The 18,886-nt window shown below is 71.1% G+C and carries 16 protein-coding genes; 8 read left to right on the top strand and 8 right to left on the bottom strand.

Annotation, left to right across the window (positions count from 1 at the left end; translation table 11 throughout):
- Positions 1 to 87: 87 nt before the first annotated feature.
- Positions 88 to 927, bottom strand: a complete 840-nt coding sequence (locus J7E93_RS22910) for an EamA family transporter (protein ID WP_215071836.1) — start codon at positions 925 to 927, stop codon at positions 88 to 90.
- Positions 928 to 1,118: 191 nt separating this feature from the next.
- On the opposite strand from J7E93_RS22910, the gene J7E93_RS22905 reads away from it, so the two are divergent.
- The 5 genes from J7E93_RS22905 to J7E93_RS22885 all read left to right on the top strand — a co-directional run bounded on the left by J7E93_RS22905 (position 1,119) and on the right by J7E93_RS22885 (position 8,190).
- Positions 1,119 to 2,003, top strand: a complete 885-nt coding sequence (locus J7E93_RS22905; protein ID WP_215071815.1) for a LysR family transcriptional regulator — start codon at positions 1,119 to 1,121, stop codon at positions 2,001 to 2,003.
- 295 nt (positions 2,004 to 2,298) lie between these two features.
- On the top strand, positions 2,299 to 2,736 hold the full coding sequence (locus J7E93_RS22900) for an ATP-binding protein (RefSeq protein WP_215071814.1): 438 nt from the start codon (positions 2,299 to 2,301) through the stop codon (positions 2,734 to 2,736).
- Between the two features lie 417 nt (positions 2,737 to 3,153).
- The gene (locus J7E93_RS22895) at positions 3,154 to 4,542 is read left to right on the top strand and encodes a chitinase (RefSeq protein ID WP_215071813.1); all 1,389 of its coding nucleotides are present in this window, start codon (positions 3,154 to 3,156) and stop codon (positions 4,540 to 4,542) included.
- A gap of 187 nt (positions 4,543 to 4,729) precedes the next feature.
- Positions 4,730 to 6,898: an RICIN domain-containing protein gene (locus tag J7E93_RS22890; RefSeq protein WP_215071835.1), complete on the top strand. Its 2,169-nt coding sequence runs from the start codon at positions 4,730 to 4,732 to the stop codon at positions 6,896 to 6,898.
- Between the two features lie 35 nt (positions 6,899 to 6,933).
- Entirely contained in the window at positions 6,934 to 8,190 is a 1,257-nt protein-coding gene (locus tag J7E93_RS22885) for a ThuA domain-containing protein (RefSeq protein ID WP_215071834.1), read from the top strand.
- Positions 8,191 to 8,247: 57 nt separating this feature from the next.
- Here J7E93_RS22885 and J7E93_RS22880 read toward each other — a convergent pair whose 3' ends face one another.
- Complete coding sequence (locus tag J7E93_RS22880) at positions 8,248 to 8,667, bottom strand: hypothetical protein (RefSeq protein ID WP_215071812.1); 420 nt, start codon at positions 8,665 to 8,667, stop codon at positions 8,248 to 8,250.
- Between the two features lie 116 nt (positions 8,668 to 8,783).
- On the opposite strand from J7E93_RS22880, the gene J7E93_RS22875 reads away from it, so the two are divergent.
- The gene (locus J7E93_RS22875; protein WP_215071811.1) at positions 8,784 to 10,034 is read left to right on the top strand and encodes a hypothetical protein; all 1,251 of its coding nucleotides are present in this window, start codon (positions 8,784 to 8,786) and stop codon (positions 10,032 to 10,034) included.
- Between the two features lie 206 nt (positions 10,035 to 10,240).
- On the opposite strand, the gene J7E93_RS22870 is transcribed toward J7E93_RS22875, so the two are convergent.
- Positions 10,241 to 10,834 carry a dihydrofolate reductase family protein gene (locus J7E93_RS22870; protein ID WP_215071810.1) on the bottom strand — a complete coding sequence of 198 codons (594 nt, stop codon included), beginning with the start codon at positions 10,832 to 10,834 and terminating at the stop codon, positions 10,241 to 10,243.
- Between the two features lie 346 nt (positions 10,835 to 11,180).
- Here J7E93_RS22870 and J7E93_RS22865 point away from each other — a divergent pair, with 346 nt between their 5' ends.
- Positions 11,181 to 11,771, top strand: coding sequence for an HPP family protein (locus tag J7E93_RS22865; protein ID WP_215071809.1), 591 nt, complete (start codon positions 11,181 to 11,183; stop codon positions 11,769 to 11,771).
- A 114-nt stretch (positions 11,772 to 11,885) separates the two neighbouring features.
- On the opposite strand, the gene J7E93_RS22860 is transcribed toward J7E93_RS22865, so the two are convergent.
- From J7E93_RS22860 to J7E93_RS22850, 3 genes are all read right to left on the bottom strand, one after another.
- The gene (locus J7E93_RS22860; protein ID WP_215071808.1) at positions 11,886 to 12,113 is read right to left on the bottom strand and encodes a hypothetical protein; all 228 of its coding nucleotides are present in this window, start codon (positions 12,111 to 12,113) and stop codon (positions 11,886 to 11,888) included.
- A gap of 11 nt (positions 12,114 to 12,124) precedes the next feature.
- Entirely contained in the window at positions 12,125 to 13,624 is a 1,500-nt protein-coding gene (locus tag J7E93_RS22855) for a serine/threonine-protein kinase (protein WP_215071807.1), read from the bottom strand.
- Positions 13,625 to 13,782: 158 nt separating this feature from the next.
- On the bottom strand, positions 13,783 to 14,814 hold the full coding sequence (locus tag J7E93_RS22850) for a helix-turn-helix domain-containing protein (RefSeq protein ID WP_215071806.1): 1,032 nt from the start codon (positions 14,812 to 14,814) through the stop codon (positions 13,783 to 13,785).
- Positions 14,815 to 14,966: 152 nt separating this feature from the next.
- Between J7E93_RS22850 and J7E93_RS22845 the strand changes: the two genes are divergently transcribed.
- Positions 14,967 to 15,446 (top strand): hypothetical protein, encoded by a 480-nt coding sequence (locus tag J7E93_RS22845; RefSeq protein ID WP_215071805.1) that lies wholly within the window; start codon positions 14,967 to 14,969, stop codon positions 15,444 to 15,446.
- A 182-nt stretch (positions 15,447 to 15,628) separates the two neighbouring features.
- Here J7E93_RS22845 and J7E93_RS22840 read toward each other — a convergent pair whose 3' ends face one another.
- Positions 15,629 to 17,788: a protein kinase gene (locus tag J7E93_RS22840; RefSeq protein WP_215071804.1), complete on the bottom strand. Its 2,160-nt coding sequence runs from the start codon at positions 17,786 to 17,788 to the stop codon at positions 15,629 to 15,631.
- A 104-nt stretch (positions 17,789 to 17,892) separates the two neighbouring features.
- Positions 17,893 to 18,886: PQQ-binding-like beta-propeller repeat protein (locus tag J7E93_RS22835; RefSeq protein ID WP_215071803.1), on the bottom strand; the 994-nt coding region annotated here is incomplete at its 5' end.

Here is an 18,886-nt window from a genome sequence, read left to right as displayed (position 1 = left end):
CCACCCCGGGGCTCACGGACGGGGGAAGGCGTGTCCTGGAGGGCCGTTGAAGGATGCGGGCTCGGAGTGCGCGTGGGCGTCAGGGGTTCACGTGGCGTCTCGGTTGCCGGAGACACTGCGGGGCGCGGTGGAGACGACGACGGTGTTGGCGGTGACGATCACTGCGATGGCCAGCCAGGAGGCTGCATCGAGGTGCTGGCCCAGTACGGCGAGGCCGATCAGCGCGGCGAAGACGGGGTTGACGCTCATGAAGACACCGAAGAAGTGCGGCGGCACCCGGCGCAGCGCCAGGAGGTCGGACACGAACGGCACAGCTGAGGAGAGCACCCCGGCTGCCAGGGCGCAGCACAGCGCCGCCGGTGTGGGCGAGTGCTGCCAGAGGGCCCAGGCGCCCACAGGCAGGTACAGGGCGCCGGAGACCAGCGCTGCGGCGGCCGAGCCTTCCAGGCCGGGCAGTCGGGCGCCGGCGGTGCGGTTGCAGAGGATGTAGCAACCCCAGCAGACCGCCGCCAGCAGGGCGAGGCCGATGCCCAGGTAGTCGGTGGAGGGTGTGGGGCGCGCGAGTACCACCACCGCTCCTGCCGCGGCCAGGGCGGCGACGAGGTCGATGCGGCGGCGGGAGCCGGCCAGGGCCACGGTCAGCGGGCCGAGGAATTCCAGCGTGACGGCCAGCCCGAGCCCGATCCGTTCGATCGCCGCGTACAGGGACAGGTTCATCGCGGCGAACACCAGCGCCAGGCCGAGCACGGGACGCCACTGAGCCGCGGTGAACTCGCGCAGCCGCGGCCGGCCGACCGCACCGAGCACGGCGGCGGCGAACCACTGGCGCACCGCCACCACACCGACGGGCCCGAGGACGGGGAAGGCGAGCGCCGCGACAGCAGCTCCGCTCTGATTGGACAGTCCGCTGCCCAGCATCAGCGCCATCCCGCCCCAGCGCTCCGTGCGCCGGGCAGAGCCACGCACAACTGCGGCTGCGGCCTGCGATGCGGCGGGAGCCGGGGTGACGGGGGCAGCGGTGCCGGGCGCGGGCGAGGACGCGGGTTTCATGTCCTCACGATGGGAGGCCGACCGGGATACGCAAAATGCAATCGCTGCCGGGTCTATACGCTGGGCGTATGGATGGTACGAGCAAGACGGCCGGTGCGCTGGAGCTGAAACACCTGCGCTGCCTGGTCGCCATCGTCGACACCGGCAGCTTCACCGACGCCGCCCATGAACTCGGCATCTCCCAGGCCGCCGTCTCGCGGACCCTCACCGCTCTGGAAGGGGTGCTCGGGGTGCGGCTGCTGCACCGCACCAGCCGCTTTGTCTCCCCCACCACCGCCGGCGTACAGGTCCTGGCCCGTGCGCGCGTCCTGCTCGCCGGCGCCGACGAACTCGTCCGTGAAGCCACCATCGGCCACACCCGCCTCCACATCGGCCACGCCTGGTCCGCTTTCGGCCGCCACACGACCGAGTTCCAGCGCCGCTGGCACGAACAGCACCCCGAGACCGAACTGCGTCTGATCCGCCACAACAGCCCCACCGGCGGCCTCGCCGAAGGCCGGTGCGACCTCGCCGTCGTCCGCGCCCCGCTCGACCTCACGTCCTGGTCCCACGCGCTGATCGGTTACGAGGCCCGCTACGTCGCCATGGCCTCCGACGATCCCTGGGCCCGTCGCCGCAGCATCCGCTTGGACGAGGTCTTCGGCCGCGCCCTGGCGCTCGACCGCCGCACCGGGAGCACCACCCTGGACCTGTGGCCCGGACGCGATCGGCCCGCGGTCGAGTACACCCACGACATCGACGACTGGCTCGCCGCCATCGCCACCGGCCGCTGCATCGGCCTCACCCCTCAGGCGACCGCCGCCCAATACCGCCGCGACGGCATCACCTACCGCCCCCTGCGCGACGCCGACCCCGTCCCCGTCCACATCATCTGGCGCACCCACGACGCCCACCCGGCCACCCACACAGCCATCGCCCTCGCCACCGACCTCTACCGAGAGGCAAGGGTGTGAGCGGGGCCGATGCGCCGACCGAGCGGATCGGCCGGCCCGGCACTTTCCAGAGGCCCTGAGGGCGGCCCCTTCCACGACTCAGGGAGCGCGCGCAGGTCCGGATTCTCGTAGGTGCGCAAGCAGCCGTGCTGCGGGCCCTCTTCGGGGCCCTCCGGGGTGCTTCGAGGGCGCCGTACTGCGGAAATGTGCGGCGGGGTACGTCGCACGCCTGTCGCCGCTGATGCCGGGTACCCGCTTTCCGTACGGACAGCGGCGCGAGCAGCGACGTGGACAGTGCTCATGGGGAGTGAAGAACGTGACAGTGAAGGCGATGGGTTGGGCGCACTCGTTCCCCGTGTCCGGGGGTGTGCGGGCCGGACGGCAGTGGACTCGGGGGCACTTGGCACCCCTGCCTTGGGCCGCTCAGGAGCCCGAGACGGTGGACGCCATCATCCTGACCGTCTCCGAACTGCTCACCAACGCCCACATCCACGCGCACAGCGACGCTCAGCTCGTGCTCACCTGGGACGGTGACTGCCTCCACATCAGCGTGCATGACGAGGACCCCACACTGCCCCGGCCGCGCAACCCCGACGACAGCTCGGTCTCCGGGCGGGGTGTGAGCATCGTGCAGGCCCTCGCCGACGAGTGGGGCATGCGGTGCCAGCGGAACGGCAAGACGGTGACAGCTTGCTTCCGCCCGACCTGCTCGACGGAGTCGGACAACCGCCGCGACGACGGCGAGGAGCGCTGACTGGGATGGCGTAGGGCGGGTGATCGTCGGTCGCCGCGGCGCACGGACTAGAGCGAGAGCCGTCATGGCGTTGCCCTGGAGGAAGCGGCTCCGTCGCAGGCGGCCCGTAGGCCGATTCCGACTGCAGGGGCGGCCCGTTCAGCTCTGTCCACGACCGTGGCTCCCGTTCATGAATCTGGTCATGGTCCGTACCAAACCCTTGACAGGCCTATCGCTCACTTCTTAAATCACACCATGAACTAACGGGCTCCTCCTCGTAGTTCTCACCCCCGACCCTGCCGACGGGGTAGCCCCCCTCCCGGCGTGCAAGTGCAACCCTCACTCCCGCTGTCATGGGCATGCTAGACACCCGAGACGTGCGACAACGTTGCCACAGACGATCACAGACGCCCCCCACGAGAAACGGACCGTGACCCGATGACGTCAACACTCCTACCCGGACCCGCGGTTCGCGGTGTACTCGGCGCGGCGGCAGCCGCCGCCCTTCTCACCGGACTGATCGGCACCCCCGCGAGCGGCGCCGCGGCGGCCACGGGACAGATAACCGGTCTCGGCGGCAAGTGTGTCGACGTCGCGGGGGCCGCCACCGCCAACGGCACGGCCGTACAGCTCTACGACTGCAACGGCAGCGCCGCTCAGCAATGGAACGTCGGCTCCGACGGCACCATCAGCGCGCTCGGCAAGTGCCTGGACGTGACGTCGGGCGGCACAGCCGACGGTACGCGAACCCAGCTGTGGGACTGCAACGGCAGCGCCGCACAGCAGTGGACGGTCACCGCCGCCCGCGACATCGTCAACCCGCAGGCCGACAAGTGTCTGGACGCCACCGGCAACAGCTCCGCCAACGGCACCCGGCTGCAGATCTGGTCGTGCACCGGAGCCGCCAACCAGAAGTGGACGGCCCCCAGTGGCGGCGGAACGCCGACGCCCGCTCCGGGAGCCATGGCCGTGGCCCCGTACCTCTACAACGGCTGGGGCAGCCCGCCCAGCCCCACCACCGTGATGAACGCGACCGGCGTCAAGTGGTTCACCCTCGCCTTCGTCCTCAGCAACGGCTACTGCAACCCCCAGTGGGACGGCAGCCGACCGCTCAGCGGGGGCGTCGACCAGCAGACCATCAACACCGTGCGGGCGAACGGCGGCGACGTCATCCCGTCCTTCGGCGGCTGGAGCGGCAACAAACTGGAAAGCTCCTGCGGCAGCGTCGGCGAGCTGGCCGCCGCGTACCAGAAGGTCATCAACGCCTACCGCCTCAAGGCGATCGACATCGACATCGAGGCCGCCGCGTACGACAGCCCGACCGTCCAGCAGCGCACGGTCGACGCGCTGAAGACCATCAAGGCCGACAACCCCGGGATCAAGGTCTACGTCACCTTCGGCACCGGCCAGAACGGCCCCGACAGCAGCCTGATCAGCAAGGCCGCCGCGTCCGGTCTCACCGTGGACAGCTGGACGATCATGCCGTTCAACTTCGGCGGCGTCGGCCAGAACATGGGCCAGCTCAGCGTCCGTGCGGCCGAGGGTCTCAAGAACGCGGTCAAGAACGCGTACGGCTACACGGACGACCAGGCCTACCGGCACACCGGCATCTCCTCGATGAACGGCATCACCGACAACAGCGAGACGGTGACCGTCGCCGACTTCCGCACCATCCTCGGCTACGCCCAGCAGCGGCACCTGGCACGCCTGACCTTCTGGTCGGTCAACCGCGACCGTCCCTGCACCGGCGGCGGGGCCGACACCTGCTCGGGCGTCTCGCAGCAGCCGTGGGACTTCACCCGGGTCTTCGCCCAGTACAACGGCTGACCCGCCCCCGCCCCTCACCTTCCGCTCCCCTTGCCCCTTTCCCGCCCTCTCCCCGTCGTCCCCTTTCCCCGTCGTCCCCACCCCCTCACGCCGCTTGTCCGGCACAGGAGAAGACGTGCTCAGATTCCCGCGACCCCCCATCGGCGGCCGCCACGGCTCAGCCGCCGCCCGCACCAGCGGGCCCTGGATCGCCGCCTTCGTGGCCGCTGCCACGGCCGCCTCGATCCTCACCGCCGTCCAGCCCGCTCAGGCCTCCCCCAAGGCGGCCGCCGCCCTGCCCCCAAGCTGGTCCACCGTCGTCAACACCGGCAGCGGCAAATGTCTGGACGCCCGAGCGGCCGCGACCGTCAACGGCACCGCGGTGCAGCAGTACGCCTGCAACAACAGCACCGCACAGCAGTGGAGCTTCACAGCCACCGGCGACGGCTTCGTACGCATCAACAACCGCAACGACGCCCAGCAGGTCGTGGATGTGAGCAACGTGTCCACGGCCGACAACGCGGCCGTGCATCTGTGGGCGTACGGCGGCGGGAACAACCAGCAGTGGCAGGCCGTCGACGAGGGCGGTGGCGCGTACCGCTTCGTCAACCGGCACAGCGGCAAGTGCCTCGACGTACCGTCCGCCTCCACGGCCGACAGCGTGCAACTGGTCCAGTACACCTGCAACGGTACGGCGGCTCAGCGCTTCCAGGTCGCGCCCGTGAGCACCGCGCCGGGGGACGTCGACCTCGGCCCCAACGTGGTCGTCTTCGACCCGTCGATGCCGTCGTCCACGATCCAGAGCCGGCTGCACTCGATCTTCCAGCAGCAGGAGACGAACCAGTTCGGCTCCCAGCGCTACGCGGTCATGTTCAAGCCGGGTACGTACAGCAATGACGTGAACGTCGGCTTCTACACCCAGGTCCTGGGCCTCGGCCAGTCACCCGACTCGGTCACGATCAACGGCGCCGTGCACGTGGAGGCGGACTGGTTCCCGCCGCAGAACGCCACCCAGAACTTCTGGCGCGGCGCCGAGAACCTGTCGGTGAACCCCACGGGCGGCACCGACCGGTGGGCGGTGTCGCAGGCGTCCGGGTACCGGCGGATGCATGTCCGCGGCAACCTGGAGCTGAGTGACGGCGGCTGGTCCAGTGGCGGTTTCATGGCCGACAGCAAGATCGACGGCCAGGTGCGGTCCGGCACCCAGCAACAGTGGCTGACCCGTAACTCCCAGCTCGGCAGCTGGACCGGGTCCAACTGGAACATGGTCTTCGTCGGCAGCCAGGGCGTGCCCGGCAACACCTTCCCCAACCCGCCCTACACCACCGTGAACCAGACCCCGACGGTGCGGGAGAAGCCCTTCCTGTACGTGGACGGCGCGGGCGCCTACAAGGTGTTCGTCCCTTCCCTGCGGACCAACTCCTCAGCCACCACCTGGGCGGGCGGCAACGCGGCCGGCAGCTCGCTGGGCCTGGACCAGTTCTTCGTCGTCAAGCCGGGAGCGAGCGCCGCGCAGATCAACGCGGCCCTCGCCGAAGGGAAGAACCTGCTGGTCACTCCCGGGGTCTACCATCTGAACCAGACACTGCGGGTGACCCGTCCCGACACGGTCGTCCTCGGTCTCGGCCTCGCCACATTCATCCCGGACAACGGGATCACGGCCATGACCGTCGCCGACGTCGACGGGGTGAAGATCGCGGGCGTCCTCTTCGACGCCGGCACCACCAACTCGCAGACGCTCATGGAGCTCGGCCCGGCCGGCGCCTCCGCCGACCACGCGGCGAACCCCACCTCCCTGCACGACGTCTATTTCCGCGTCGGCGGAGCCGCCGTCGGCAAGGCCACCACCAGCCTCGTCGTCCACAGTGACAACGTCATAGGCGATCACATGTGGATCTGGCGCGGCGACCACGGCAACGGGATCGGGTGGAACACCAACACGGCCGACACCGGCCTGATCGTCAACGGTGACGACGTGACGATGTACGGCCTGTTCGTCGAGCACTACCAGAAGCACCAGACGATCTGGAACGGCAACGGCGGCCGGACGTACTTCTACCAGAACGAGATGCCGTACGACCCGCCGAACCAGGCCGCCTGGATGAACGGCTCGACACTGGGCTACGCCGCCTACAAGGTCGCGAACACGGTCACCAGCCATCTGGCGTACGGGCTCGGCAGCTACTGCTACTTCAACGTCAACCCGAGCGTCATCGCCGAGCACGCCTTCGAGGTCCCGAACACCCCGAACGTGCGCTTCCAGAACATGGTGACCGTCTCGCTCGGCGGCACGGGGACCATCCGGCACGTCATCAACGACCGCGGCGGTCCCTCCAACTCGTCCACCAACGTGGCCAACCTGGTGAGCTACCCGTGAGGCGGCTCGCAGCGCGACTGCTGATCCTGCTGGCGATGGTGCTGGGCCTGACGGCGGCCCCGGCCCACGCCGGTCCCACGGCCCCCACCGCACCCCGCGTCGCCGCCGGCCCGGCGTTCAAGGTGATCGCCTTCTACAACGGCACGTGGGACGCCGCGCACATCGACTTCGTCAAGGAAGCCAACGAGTGGTTTCCCAGGGCGGCCGCGCAGAACGACTTCAGCTACACGGCCACCACCGACTGGGAACTGCTCGCGAACGGAGGTGTGAACGACTACCAGGTGGTCCTGTTCCTGGACGACGCTCCCAAGACGGCCACCCAACGGGCCGGTTTCGAGCGGTACATGCGCGCCGGCGGCGGCTGGATGGGCTTCCACTCCTCGGCGTTCACCACCGACGCCGGGTCCTGGCCCTGGTACTACAACGGGCTCCTCGGCAGCGGCAACTTCAGGACGAACACCTGGGGGCCGACGACGGCGGTGCTGCGCACCGAGGACCGGACGCACCCCTCCACCACCGGTCTGCCGGCGACGTTCACCTCCGCCGTCAGCGAGTGGTACGGCTGGTCCAACGACCTGCGGGCCAACGCCAACATCAAGGTCCTGGCCTCGGTCGACCCGGTGAGCTTCCCTCTGGGGACGGACCCGAACCAGTCCTGGTACAGCGGCTACTACCCGATCCTCTGGACCAACACCCAGTACAAGACGCTGTACGCCAACTTCGGTCACAACGCCATGGACTACGGCTCCAACACCCGGCTGTCCTCGACGTTCGCGAGCGCCACGCAGAACCGCTTCCTGCTCGACGGACTCAAATGGCTCGGCGGGGCGGCCGGTGGACCGTCGCCGGCCGACCCGATCTCCGATACGGCGTGGTACTCACTGGCCGACGACGCGAACGGAGCCTGCGTCGACGCGAGGGCGGCGGCCACGGCGAACGGCACTCCGATCCAGCAGTACACCTGCAACGGCACCGCGGCCCAGCAGTTCCAGTTCCGCCCCACCGACGGCGGATACACGCGGATCGCGATCCGGGGCAACCCGCAGCAGGTCGTCGACGTCACCGGCGCGTCGACCGCCGACAACGCGCCGCTGCAGCTGTGGTCCTACGGAGGTGGCGGCAACCAGCAGTGGCGGCCGGTACGCGAGGCCTCAGGCGCCTACCACTTCACCGCCCGCCACAGCGGCAAGTGCCTGAGCACCACAGGCAGTACGGCGAACAGCGTGCGGTTGGTGCAGCACACATGCGACAACTCGGCCGCGCAGAGCTTCCATCTGGCCGAACACCCCTGAGGCCGGGAGCTTCCGCTCAGGACCGCTGACGCGGGCGGAGCCGCGTGTGACGTGCCGTCATGCGCCGCTCCGCCCCGCGTCGTGCCTGCCGCCCCCTCGTTTCCATGAGGCGATCACGGTGCCGACGACGGCGGTCAGGACGAGGCTTCCCACCGCGACCATCCCCACGCCGACCATGTAGAGGCCGCTGGGGTCGTCCGACCAGTCGACAGAGGCGGCAACGGTCAGGCCGGCCGTCGTGCCGAGGACAGCGCCCGCGACGAGACGGCGGGATGCCGCCCAGTACACCGGCGCGAGCAGGGTCAGCACCAGCCCGATCACCTGCCACGCCTCGTACGGACCGGTCACCGTGCCATCAGGGTGCACGTCACGATGCTGATCCCAGCCCAGCCAGGCGGCCCACGCCCCGATCGCCACCACGGCGAGCCCCAGGATCGCCGACAGCTGGGGGGAGAATTTCAGTCGTCGTTGTCGCATGGCTCCCACCTTCCCCCTCGCGCGATCACCGCCCCAGAGTGCAGGTACTCAGCGGTGCCCGAGTACCTGCGCCGGGGAGCTGATCAGCCGAGTACGCGGGGAAGTAGCATCCGCGGATGCGAACCATCGACATGCTGGTCCCGGAGGCGGGGCGGGCCGACGGCTCCGACCTGGAAGACCTCGACGCCGACGTACTCGCTCGGTACGTGGCCGACCCGGCACACCCGTGGTGGCGGCGCAGGCCCTGCGTGCTCGCGCTGGCCGGGCGGGTGCCGGAGCGGCATGTCGCCGACCTGATCGCCCGCGTCCACGACCCGGACGACGTGGCCGAGGTCCGCATGGCGCTGCTCGACCTCCTCGCGGGCCGCGCGGAGCTCCTGCCGTGGCTGCGGCACGAGGACCGGCAGCACGAGGACTCGTACGGCATGCCGGAGGCGATCCTCAAGGCGCGCGGCATGCTCGGCGACCGCTCGGCGGTACGGGGGCTGGCAGCGCTGGCGGCGTCTCCGTGGCCGCGTCGGCAGGCGGTCGGCGAGGCCGGGCTGGATGCGCTGGTCACTCGGTACGGGGTCGAGGCGGTCCTGGCCGATGTCGGCGACGAGCAGCCGGAGGACCGCGTCTTCCACGTCCGGATGCGGCATCGCGCCGGAGAGGACGTGACCGACGCACTGGCGGACCCCGATCGTGGCGTCGCGTACCTGACGCAGTCGCTTCTGTCGGACACGGACCGTCTGCGCGCTCACCTCGACGAGGCGCCGACGACCGAGGCGAAGCTCTGGACCGCGTACGCGCTGCACCGCCTCACCGGCGACGCGGCCGAGACCCGGGCGATATACGACATGCTGGGGCGCCCCCGGGTCGAGGTGGCCGGCCTGGACGACGAACTTCGCAGCACGATCGTGCACGAGTACGCGGGCGGCTGCGAGCGGAACAGCGACCCGCGGTGGCGCGTCGAAGCCCTCTGCACGGAGCCGCCCCCGCGCCCCGATCAGGACGAGCAGCTCCGCAGGGCGACGGCCACGCTGACTGCTGCCGGTCTCGCCCCGAAGCCCCCTGTCTCGTGTGGCGAGCACCACCAGCAGGGCGGTGGGACCTACCACGTGATCGAGTGCGGAGAGGGCTTCGAGAGTGGTGAGGGCGGCGAGGGCGGCGAGTACGAGCTGTTCATCAGCACCCTCGGACGGTTCGCCACCGCCGGCCCCGGTGCCGACATCGACCTCGTGGCCCGCCGCGCCCTGGAATCGGCCGGCTTCCGCTGGATCGACGACAGCACCGGCGCGATCCGAGTGACCGACCTGTGCGTCTACTACTTCGGCAGGCGTGAACCCCTCAGCGTCGACACCCTGCTGTTCTACTGGCAGGACTGAGGAGTGGGTGAGCGCGCCCTCGCTCGGAGTCGGCTGAGTTTCCAGAGGGCCAGGTGATGGGCCGGGGCTTCGGCCGGGCAGGGTCTGGGCCGGGCAGGGTTCGGGCCGGGCGGGTTTGGGCCCGGAACTCGCCGCCGTGGCTGAAGCAGCGAGCGGGCGGGAAACCTGCCCCTCCTCGCCTCCGACGCGGCCTCCGAACCGTCGTCCTAGGCGTCGCCTCGGGCGGGCCGGTAGGTGAGGAGGGCGAGGCCGTCACCCACGATGCGGATGCCGACGAGGCGCATGGGTTTCCGGTCGCTGGTCTCGTCGAAGAGGCGCTCGCCGGCGCCGAGTACGACGGGGAACACGATCAGCCGCACTTCGTCGACGAGGTCGTGTTCCATCACCGTGTGCACCAGCCGGCCACTGGCGTAGACGACGATGTCGCCGTCCAGCTCCTGCTTCAGCCTGGAGACCTCGTCCACCACGTCCCCCTTGAGCACCTTGCCCTTGGACGTCGCATTGCTCCACCTCGGCTCCTGCAGGGTGGAGGACACGACGTACTTCGGCAGGCTGTTCAGCCTGTCCGCCCACTCCCCGCTGCGGGAGAGCCACCGCGCGGCGAACCACTCGTCGCTCCGCCGGCCGAGCAGCAGCGCCTCGGCGCCCCGGGCCTCCTCGAGCAGGAGCTCGGCCCAGGCCTCGCGGTCCTTGTCCCCGACCTGGAGGAACCAGCCGCCGCGGTGGAAGCCTTCCTCACCCGTCGGGTCCTGGACGACACCGTCGAGCGAGACGTTCTCACTGATGATGATCTTCCCCATCTCGGTTCTCCCTGCTCGACGCTGTGGTGGGACGCTGTGGTGGGCGGTGCCGCGGCGTGGGGCGCAGCGGTGCAGCGGTGCGGTGTCAGCTGATCGGATGGTGCCGCCTTCCGCGCCGGAGGCGCGCCGATGTCGACTTCTCCCGCCTTCTGTCGGAGCCCCTCCCACCCCACCCCCGGTTCATCGCGCCGCAAACCCGCTGGTTAGAGTCTTGGTCGAGTGCGCCGCCGCATCAGAGTGAGGCGCAACGGTGGGCCGGCTGTCGATCACAGAGACCCGTACGACTTCGACGTCACCGCATTCGTCCCTGCCCGGCCGCCGGCCGCCTGTCCTGGAAACACCGCACATGAGTATCGACGCCCCTCCGCGTCCCGAGCCCGCCCAGCCCGACGCGACCGGCCTGAACCGCCTGACCGACCGGCCCTCCGCGAAGGTTTCTCGCCGGCTGCGGATCTCCGGCCGTGCACCTGCCCGGCCCGCGCCGTCGGCCGCCTTCCACAGCGTCAGCGCCGCGACAGCCGTTCTGCTCGGGCTCGTCGCCATCGGCGCCGCCATCCACGAACCGGTGCTGATACCTCCCCTGGCCGCCAGCGCCGCCCTGGTGCACAGCGCTCCCACCTTGCCCCTGGCGCAACCCCGCAGCGTGGTGATCGGCCACCTGATCGGCGCCCTCGTGGGCTATGCCGTTCTCGGAGCAGCCGGCAGCAGCCCGTGGGCCGCGGCTGTGGCGGCCGGCGTCACGCTGGCACTGAACACGGCTGCCCGCACGCCCCACTCCCCCGCGTGCGCCTCCGCCGTCGTCATCGTGCTCCAGACGCCCGCGCCCGTCCGGTTCGTGCCCCTCCTGCTCGGCTCCGCCGTCCTGCTGGTACTGACGGGGTACGCAGCCTCCCGTATCCGGCGCACCGCACCGAGGTACCCCGCCTACTGGTGGTGATCCCTCCGGCCACCCTCCCCGCCACCTGGAGTGCGTCTCTTCAATCGCCACGGCGGACAGGGCGGTGTGCCGGGGGCCGCCCGGCACGAGATCCCAGGACAGAGGGTCAGAGGGTCAGAGGGTCAGTGTGCGCCAGCCCCGGGTGATCTCCTCGCGGACGGTATCGACCAGTGTCGGCTCGTGGTCCGCGCGGCCGTGCGACGTGAGCAGGTCCACCAGGGCCGCGCCGTCCGCCGGCCGGTCCGTCGGGTCGGCGGACAGCGCCGCTTCGACGGCGGCGGCGAGCGCCTGGTCCAGCGCGTGCACGGCCGCCAGTGCGGTCCGATCGGGACCGCTGCCCACGATCCTGCGGATCACCGCGCCGTGCCGGCCGCCGCGAACGGACTGGTGCCGTGCGCCGCGCAGACCACGCAGCAGGCCCACGCCCACACGTCGGCGGCCGGACCGACACGCTCTTCACCGAACTGTTCCGGCGCCATGTACGTCAGGGTCCCCGGTCCTGCGCCGGTGCGGGTGAGCCGGGTGCCGTCGACGAGGTCCGCGATGCCGAAGTCGAGCAGGCGCGGCCCGGCTGTGGTGAGCATGATGTTGGCGGGCTTGAGGTCGCGGTGGACCAGGCCGAGCCGGTGAATCCCGGAAAGAGCCACGGCCAGCGCGAGCGCCAGCGCCCGCAGCGCCTCGGGGCTGCGAATCGGCCCCTGATCCCGCAGGTGGGCGTCGAGGGGGCGCCCGTCGAGCAACTCCATGGCCAGGTACGGTCGTCCGGCGTCGACCCCGGAGTCGATGACGCGGGCCGTGTAGGCGCCGGAGACCATGGTCAGGACCTCGGCCTCGCGCTGGAAGCGGCGCAACAGCTCGTCTCTGTCGAGGAGTTCGGGGTTGATCGTCTTCAGCGCGACCTGTGTCGCGGCTCCTTCGCGCCGCGCGAGGTAGACCGTGCCCATACCGCCGGCTCCGATACGGCCGAGCAGCAGGTAGCCGCCGATCGACCGCGGCTCGCCCGGGCGGAGCTGCTGGTGGGCGATGTGGGGCACGGCGACGGCGCCCGCGTCCGGCTGTGTCGGCACGTGCCCGGCGGGCCGGGGCGGCGGGAGGGCAGGAGCGGATGGCTGCCCGTGCGGCGCCGGAGGGGCGGAACCCGCCCCCACCGTCGGCGCAAAGGCGACCCCCCGCCCGACGGGGTCCCGCGCGACGGGGTCCCGCCCGTCGGGATTCTGCGCGACGGGGTCCTGCACGGCGGGATTCTGCACGGCGTCCGGCGCGATGCCGCCGCCGGGCCGGTACTTCCGACTCGCCACGTACGCGACAATCTGGCACGCCGCGGCCGCCAGGGCCAAGCCCGCCGGCAGGAAGAGCCCCAAGGCGACACGGAGGGCCACCAGGCCGCCCAGCCGGAACCGTCCGGCGGGCGATGAGGCCCACGAACCCGCGGACACACCGGTGGTCAGCAGGGTGCGCTGCGTCCGGAACCACAGCAGTGGCCAGAGGCCCACCGTCAGCCCGAGGGTGACGGCGTACAGGATCCACGCCATCGCCAGGGAGTATCCGTAGACCGCCGACAGGGAGATCCCGCTCTCGAGGACGACCGGGTACAGCAGGAAGGAGAACCCGGGGAAGAAGCCGGAGCGCATCAGGAACCACAGGCCGATACCGCCGGCCACTCCCAGGGCAAGCTCCCCCGCGACCGCTGCCGGAACTCGCCGGGGCGGTGTGGTCGGCTCCTCGGACGCCTGGCGCCATACTGCCTGCTGAGTCCGCGTCAGCAGGGGCATCGTCACCGCTCGCAGCGCAAGTGCCGGTCCGACCACGGCCAGGATGTCCACCAGCGCTGACGTCTCCACACTCTCCGCCATGCTTCCCCCGTGTCTCGCCTGTGCGGTAGGCCGGTAGAGCACTCGGCAGTATAGGGGCCCGCCACGCGGGCGTCCGCCTGCCGGCCGCTGCCGGCAAGCCCCGTCGCCACGGCGCCGACGGCAAGATCACACCATGGGAGACGGTGAGACGACTTCCTTCAGTTTCGGCTGTCCCACAGGGGCGGGGCGGGTGCGGCCAGGAGGTGGGTAAGCGCGGTGCCGCGCTCGGTCGGGTGCAGCCGCACCTGCCTGCCGTGACGTTCGCGATGGAGGAGTCCGGCGGCCTCGAGGTGCTGGCAGTGGTACGTAGCGGTGCTGACGCCGACGTGAAGGTGGTCGGCGAGTTCGCTGACCGTAAGCCTGCGGCGCAGGTTCCGAAGGATCTCCGCGCGCACCGGCCCGAGGACCAGCGAGAGTCCGTCCTGCTCCGCTTCGGGGGCGTTCCTGTCGCGGCGTCCCGCGATGCGGCCCAGGCCGGGCACGGCGTAGCCGATCCAGAGGGCGTCGTCACGATCGGCTCCGTACATGCTGGCCGTGTAACCCGAGGCCAAGGGTACGAGGACGAGGGGCCGGCGGCCGAGGTCGGCCAGATGGTCGGGGCACGCGTGGGACAGCCGCAAGCTGCTGTTCTCGTAGCGCACCCCTGAGCCGAGGCCGGTGAGCAGGCCGTCGAGCCCGCCGGTCACGGCGGCCAGGCCGACACGCTCCGCCTCCCGGCCCATGAGGACGTCGGCCTGTCGCCACAGGGGCTCGAAGGAGGCCCATGCCGCTGCGACGACGCGAAGGTAGGCGGCCAGGAACGCGGCGGGGTCGTCCAGCAGGGGCCGCCATGCCGGAGGGAGCTGGGCGGAGGCGTGGTAGGCCGCCACTTCCTCGGCCAGCACCCCGGGGTCGGTCGCCGCCAGCTCTCCTTCGATGGTCCTCATGTCCGAGGCACCCAGGTCGTGAATCAGCGCGAGGCGGTCGGACATCCAGCAGGCGCGGGACGCGAGCACGGGGCCGACGACGGCAGCCGCGCCTGGCGGGAGCGCACGCCGGACGGTGTCGCGCCACAGCGCGGGGACTCCGTGGACGTTGCCTGCGAAGACGTCCTTGATGAGGACGGAGAAGAGGGTGGCTCCGGGGTGACGGCTGACCCGGACGTTCACCTGCTCCACCGCTCCGAGCCGCACCGTGCGTCCATCCACCATCCGTTCCCCCAAGCGTCGGTGACGTTTCGAGAGTATTCGAAAGCTTCACTCCCGGCTGGGGGCCGCGCTGACGATGAGAGGGTTCCAGCCGCGGGCCCCGCGCACCGCGCCCGTGGCTTCCCCTGACTCCGACCGCCGAAAGGTGATCGTCCATGCGCGCACTTGTGCAACGTGTCCTCAGGCCCTGGCTGATCCTCGCCGTCGCCGCCGTCGCCGCCCTGACACCCTCGACGGCGACGGCTGCTGCCCAGGAGCAGCAGGCGCCCAACCCCACCGGCACCAACCGCATCTACTACGGCGCCGAGTGCAACCCGGCCCAGGCGAACGGCAGCGTCTCCATGGAGGTGACCTGGCAGTACTACGGCAACGGCTTCCGGGTCACGCGGCTCGCGTTCTGGAACGGCACCAACCACACGGCTTCGTTCGGCCGCGCGGTCCGCCTCATCGACAACAACGGCACCGTGCGGGACTACTACATGGAGAGCATCCCGCCGCACAGCTACGGAACGAAGTACGTGGACTTCACGACGCCGAACAGGCTCGTCCGCGCCAAGGCCTTCGAGTATCTCGGCGGCTTCTCCGGCTTCTGCGGCGGGTCCTACGGCGCCGAGCTGGTCATCAACGGCCTCTGATCGGCAGGCCGGTGCGATCGACAGGCCGGTCCGATCGACAGGCCGGTCCGATCGACAAACCCGTTCACCGAGGCTCCGGGCGGCCCGCCCGGAGCCTCCGGCCCGTCCGGCCCGGCGGCCGGCTCGCTGGGCGACATCAAGCGATGAGGTGCGGGCTCGCCTGCTGCCGGCCGTGTCCGACGTCAGCCGAGGGATACGGCCGCGAGGCGTTCGAACGACTGGAGGTAGAGGCGGTTGCCGCGGTGGGTGAGGGCGGTGGGGCCGTGCGGCATGTTCACGGCGCCCGCCGACAGGGTCCATGAGGTCCGGCGCCTGCCGACGTCCACCGCGACGACCGCTTGGCCGCCCTCGCCGACCCCCGCGTAGAGTTCGCCGCGGAACGGGTCGGGAATGGCGATCCTGCCGAAGTACGGGCCCGGATCATGGGTCCACAGCTTCTTGCCGGTCCTCTCCTCGTACGCCCTGAAAGACCGGGCCGCGACGTAGACGGTGCCGTCCACGCAGACGGGCGCGGAGAGCAGCCCCACCGGGTCGTCCGGCTCCAGCGTCCAGGCGATCGCGCCCGTCGTCAGGTCGACCGCCGTGATCACGTCGTTGACGTCGAAGGCATGCCGGTCCGAGGCGACCGGCGGATGGGCGCCGCCCGATTCGGTCGGAGACGCCGCCTGCTTCTCGGTGCGCACCCGGCGTGCCCACAGAAGGCGGCCGTCGCGCACGTCGACGGTGAAGATGCGGGCCTGATCCGAGCAGATCAGGCGGCCACCGGACACGACCGCCGACACCGTGAGTGAGTTTCCCGGCATCCAGAACCCGCCCTCGATGCGGTGACGCCAGCGCAGCCGACGGGCACGCAGGTCGTACGCCAGCAGCCAGGGCTCCGTGTACTGGTCATCGGATGCGTAGAACGCCTGGATGTAGAGGCACTCCGCGTCGGCGGTCAGGAGGCTGCTGAACGAGCTCAGGTCGCCCAGGACGCTCCGGCCGGCCGAGTCGGCGGCCAGGCGGCCGGTGCGCGGGTCTGCGTAGCCCGCCATGGACGCACCGGCGTCGTCGAGGGACAGGCCCGCCAGCCGCCCGGCGGAGAGGGCCAGTTCGAGCGCGGTGACGGGTGTCCGCCACAGTATCCGGCCGTCCGCGGTCGACATTCCCCGCAGGTCGTCGCTCCCGTGGACGAGGACCTGGTCGGTGGCCAGCGGTGGGGCGGTTTCGAGCGGAACGGGGACCGACCACAGGGGTTTCGGGGCGGTGCCGGGCGGGCGGCCGGCGGCGGAACGGCCGGGCCCGGGCCGCGCCGTCCGGCCACCGGAGCCGGGAAGGGCACCGGTGAGCCACAGCGCGGAGGCGCCCGCGCCGGTGAGAGCGGCGGCTGCGCCGGCGATCACGGTGCGGCGAGACAGGCCGTGCCGGGACAGGGTCCGGCGCGCAGAGGGATCGCGCAGCGGAACGGCGCCGAGGGAGGTGATCTCCCCGATCCGGCGGGACAGGTCGGCCAGCAGCGCGTGCGGCAACAGATCGGCGAACTCGTCGGCGTCGAAAGGCCCCCACCACGCCGGCAGCCGGTCGAGGGAGGGGCGGTCGTCCGGAGCCGGTGCGAGACAGGGGACGAGGGTGTCCCGCAGCCCTTCCGGGACACCTGCCAGGTCGGGGTCCGCGCCGTCCCCGAGCGGTCCCGGCGCGTCCCGGCCTGGCCGGCCGTCGTACGGACCGTGCCCGGAGGAGGCGAACACCAAGACCGCGCCGAGCGCGAACACGTCCCCCTGGGGCCCATGGCGGCCGCCGCGCGCCTGCTCGGGCGACATGTACGCCGGTGTGCCGGCGACCTGGCCGGTGGCGGTGAGGCGGGGACTGCCCGGGGCCTGGGCGAGCCCGAAGTCGATGAGCTTGGGACCCCGGGCGGTGATCAGGACGTTGGACGGCTTGAGGTCGCGGTGGACCAGTCCGGCGCGGTGCAGAGCGGCGAGGGTCCCGGCGAGCGCGGAGCCCAGAGCGCGGACCGCCTCCTCGGGCAGCGGTCCCCCCGCCGCCACCGCCTCGGCCAGCGAGGGGCCGATGACGTATCCCGTGGCCAGCCAAGGTGACGCCGCGTCGGCGTCCGCCCCCAGGAACTCGGCGGTGTGTGCGGCGCCGAGGGCCCGCACTGCCTCGGCCTCCAGGAGCAGCCGCTCACGGAACTCGGGCCTGTCCCGCAGGTCCGACCGTACGGTCTTGACCGCGGCCAGCCGGCCCCCGGGGGTGCGCGCCAGGAAGACGGTGCCCATGCCGCCACCGCCCAGCCGGCCGACGAGAGCGTACGCTCCGAGCCGCTCGGGGTCGTCGGGCAGGAGAGGGAGAACCAAGGACATGGCCGGGAGAGCTCCTTGTGGGCAACGGTGAGGGACGGGTGGTGCGCGGGTGGCCGCGGCGGTCGGTGAGGACGGGTCGTGCGCGGGTGGGCTCCGGCGGTCGGTCAGTCGGCCGCGACTGCCACGATGGCCGACGGCTGGGCGATGAGCAGCATGCCGGGGGCCACGGCGAGCTGGAACGGGTCGTGGGAATCGAGTTCGACGATTCCCGTCTGCCACAGCCGTCTGCCCGACGTGATGTCGAGAGCAGCGATCTGACGGATCGTCGGCAGAAAGAGGGTGCGCCCGGACGAGCTGACCGCCATGCGCCCGAGCATGAACCACTCCACGTCCTCGTCGACCATCTGCTCCCAGAGCCTCCTGCCGGTGTCCGGCGCGAGGGCGAGGAGCTGACGTGTGGTGCCGGCGGAGAGGCACAAGGCGCCGTGGGTGAGCAGAGGCGGGCCGTGTTCCCCGCCCATGTCCGTCAGCGAATCCCAGAGCCGGCGGCCGGTCATCAGGTCGTACGCGTACACGCGGCCGAGCGAGAGGAAGTACACCCGGCCGGCCGCGTCGACCACGGAAGACGACGCGCCGTACACCTCGGGGTACGAACGGTTCCAGAGGACTGCTCCGGTCCTGCGGTCGAAGCCGGCGATCGTCAGGGTGCGGACGGCCTCGATGTCGGGGCGGCGCCCCTCCCCCTCGGGCAGGGCTTCCACGATGAGCGCCGTGGGGCCGAGGGTGACGGACAGATCGGAGCCGAACCCCTTCGGGAGCGGCGTGCGCCACAGTTCCCTGCGGCGGTCCAGGTCGAACGCTGCCACGTGGTACCCGCCGGACGTCGTGCCGGAGGACTCTCCCATGAGCAGCCATGCGGTGGTGGCTTCGACCGCGAGCACGCTCTGGACGAGATCGGGACCCTGGAGCGGCGTGCGGTGCAGCCATTCGGTACGGCCGTCGCGCAGCGAGCAGAGCACCAGCCCGTGGAAGGTGAGTACCAGGACGCGATCGCCGGGGACACGGACAGGAGGAGCTCCGTTCGCATCGGGCAGCTCCCACACGCCCTTGCCGGTGCGGAGGTCGTGCCCGTGCAGGATGCCGCTGCGCTCGACGAGG

The sequence above is a fragment of the Streptomyces sp. ISL-36 genome (assembly GCF_018614205.1).
Taxonomy (GTDB): Bacteria; Actinomycetota; Actinomycetes; order Streptomycetales; family Streptomycetaceae; genus Streptomyces.
This window is presented reverse-complemented; position numbering and strand designations above follow the sequence as displayed.